4 protein-coding genes and 1 pseudogene are annotated in these 2299 nt (G+C 60.4%); 4 read left to right on the forward strand and 1 reads right to left on the reverse strand.

Annotated features, from left to right (window positions below):
- Positions 1 to 273 (reverse strand): annotated as a pseudogene (locus HMPREF2565_RS06050) (IS3 family transposase); the annotation flags it as partial.
- Between the two features lie 209 nt (positions 274 to 482).
- On the opposite strand from HMPREF2565_RS06050, the gene HMPREF2565_RS06055 reads away from it, so the two are divergent.
- The 4 genes from HMPREF2565_RS06055 to HMPREF2565_RS06070 all read left to right on the forward strand — a co-directional run bounded on the left by HMPREF2565_RS06055 (position 483) and on the right by HMPREF2565_RS06070 (position 2124).
- Entirely contained in the window at positions 483 to 1028 is a 546-nt protein-coding gene (locus HMPREF2565_RS06055; protein ID WP_034666346.1) for a TetR/AcrR family transcriptional regulator, read from the forward strand.
- A complete protein-coding gene (locus HMPREF2565_RS06060; protein ID WP_048733039.1) occupies positions 1025 to 1384 on the forward strand; it encodes a DMT family transporter in 360 nt (119 codons plus the stop codon). The genes HMPREF2565_RS06055 and HMPREF2565_RS06060 overlap by 4 nt, the downstream gene beginning before the upstream one ends.
- Entirely contained in the window at positions 1381 to 1710 is a 330-nt protein-coding gene (locus HMPREF2565_RS06065) for a DMT family transporter (protein WP_003849969.1), read from the forward strand. The genes HMPREF2565_RS06060 and HMPREF2565_RS06065 overlap by 4 nt, the downstream gene beginning before the upstream one ends.
- A gap of 99 nt (positions 1711 to 1809) precedes the next feature.
- Entirely contained in the window at positions 1810 to 2124 is a 315-nt protein-coding gene (locus tag HMPREF2565_RS06070; protein ID WP_246819124.1) for an NIPSNAP family protein, read from the forward strand.
- The last annotated feature ends 175 nt before the right edge of the window (positions 2125 to 2299 follow it).

Below are 2299 nucleotides of genomic sequence, written 5' to 3' on the forward strand. Positions count from 1 at the left end.
CGGCAGGTAGGTGATATCGCCTACATAGACCTGGTTCGGCTTATCAGCGGTGAATTTGCGGCCTATTAAATCTGGCATGACTCGGTGGCCAGGCTTGCGCCTGGTGGTGATGCACCGACGCCGTTTAGTAAAGCCTTTCAGGCCCATGGATTTCATGATGCGTGCGACCTTCTTGTGATTTATCGGAGGAAAGTCCTTATCGGCTTTAAGGCTTGCAGCGATGCGTTTAGCACCATAAAGCCCGTGCTCATCATCGAAGATGGTCTTGATTCGTGTCAATCCGACGGCAACATCACACTCACCACTTTTCTGTAGACATAAGACCTAGACCCCGCTAGACACGTGTAAAACAATGCTAGGAACGGCCCTATTTTACAGGAAACATTCTGCCGCATACCGGCGTAACAATAGGGTGTACCCCAGGTGCCCCTACCAGCGCCCGCAGTTGAAGGCTTCACCTACCAAATGGTAAAGTTAGCTATATGCGAACCAGTCAGCGCTCCGAGATCCTGGAAGCTGCCCTCCGCGTCATGAACGCAGCGGAGGGTGGCGACATTACCCTTGACGCAGTGGCCCACGAGGCCGGGCTCACCAAACCGGGATTGCTATATCACTTCCGCAACCGCGACGTACTGCTCGCCGCGATCGTCGACCACGCTGCGGCCAACGTCGAGAACGACATGACTGCCACCCTTGGCAAGCCCCTCGAGAACGCCAACGCCACCGAGCGGCTCCTGAGCTACGTTCACGTCGCCGCCCACGGGGCCGCCAAGCGCGCCGAGTTCATCATCTGGGGCCAAGCGACGTATCGGCCCGAACTCACCGAACCGTGGACTACGCGGATGGGCCGCTGGCTCGAACTCCCGGACGATCTCGACGCCGCCACCCGAGCCAGGCTGACCACCGCCCGACTCGCCGCCGACGGACTCTGGGGCGCCCAGGCCACAGGTGTGTCCACCCTCCACGGCGCGGATCTCGAAGCCGTCGTCTCCAGCATTCGCTCCCTGATCGAAGGAACAACCCCATGAAGCAGTGGTTCCTGCTCGCTGGCGCCATCACTACCGAAGTGGCGGCGACGCTGTCTCTCAAGGCGGCGCTCAATCACCCATCCTGGTACATCGTGGTTGCTGCCGGATACATCGGCACTTTCGTCTTCCTCACCTTCTGCCTGCGCGAAGGAATGCAGATCGGCGTCGCCTATGGCATCTGGGGAGCCAGCGGGGTCGTGCTCGCCGCCGTGCTATCCGCCGCGATTTTCGGTGAACCTCTGACCGCTGTGATGGGTCTTGGAATGGTTGCGATCATCAGCGGTGTCCTCACCGTCGAACTCGGCTCCCAGAAAGCTCAGCAAACCGCAGCCCAGGAAGCAGGAGTCAACTCATGAGATGGATCTTCCTCGCAGGCGCCATCTTGTCCGAAGTCGTCGCGACCATGTCGCTACGAGCCTCCGACGGTGGCCGGGTGAAGAAATGGTTCATCGGCGTCATCGCGGGGTATCTCGTGGCGTTCGTCGCCTTAAGTCTCGCCTTGGCCGACGGCATGGCCCTTGGCGTCGCCTACGGCATCTGGGCAGCATCCGGCGTAGCTCTCACCGCGATCCTCGCCCGGGTCATCTTCCACGAACCCCTCACCCGAACCATGGCCCTCGGCATCCTCCTCATCGCCGTCGGAGTTCTCACCGTTGAACTCGGCGCCAACTTGGCGAACTGACGCATTTCCGCAGGTAAACCAGGCAGATTGGTGTGCTGCACCACGAGGCGCACAGACAAAGGCTCCCCAATGAGCGCCTGTGGGCCTAGCGTTGTGGATGTGATCACCTGTGTCGTCCACTACACCATCGACCCCGACCAGATCGCAGCCTTTGAACAGTTCGCCCGCGCTTGGATGCGGCATGTCGACGAACACGGCGGCACCCACCACGGGTACTACCTACCCGCGGAAGGTGTGAGTGACCGTGCGGAATCCCTGTTCAGCTTCCCCAGCCTGGCTGCCTACGAGCAGTACCGCACCTTGTTCGGCACCCACTCGGACTTCATCGCCGCTGACCGGATTCGAAACGAGTCCGAGTGCGTCCTGCGGTACGAGCGCACCTTCATGCGGCCGCTCCTACCCCAGGGACACTGAAAGGGACTCCGGCAGCACGCTCGGCACAACCCACAACGCCGCAGGTCAGCGCGTACAGATGGGTGTACCCGATTGCGAAGTGGATCTAGCGGGCTCTAACCCGGAGGGGTAGGCGATTCCACATCCTTAAATATAGGGGTGCGGCACGGAGTGTCGTCGATAAATAACCATTTGA

It is taken from the genome of Corynebacterium sp. HMSC072A04 (genome assembly GCF_001809235.1).
Taxonomy (GTDB): Bacteria; Actinomycetota; Actinomycetes; order Mycobacteriales; family Mycobacteriaceae; genus Corynebacterium; species Corynebacterium hiratae.

What these genes read in the sequence shown, in the direction of transcription:
- HMPREF2565_RS06055 (WP_034666346.1), top strand. Translation starts at nt 483, where the DNA reads ATGCGAACCAGTCAGCGCTCCGAGATCCTGGAAGCTGCCCTCCGCGTC.
- HMPREF2565_RS06060 (WP_048733039.1), top strand. Translation starts at nt 1,025, where the DNA reads ATGAAGCAGTGGTTCCTGCTCGCTGGCGCCATCACTACCGAAGTGGCG.
- HMPREF2565_RS06065 (WP_003849969.1), top strand. Translation starts at nt 1,381, where the DNA reads ATGAGATGGATCTTCCTCGCAGGCGCCATCTTGTCCGAAGTCGTCGCG.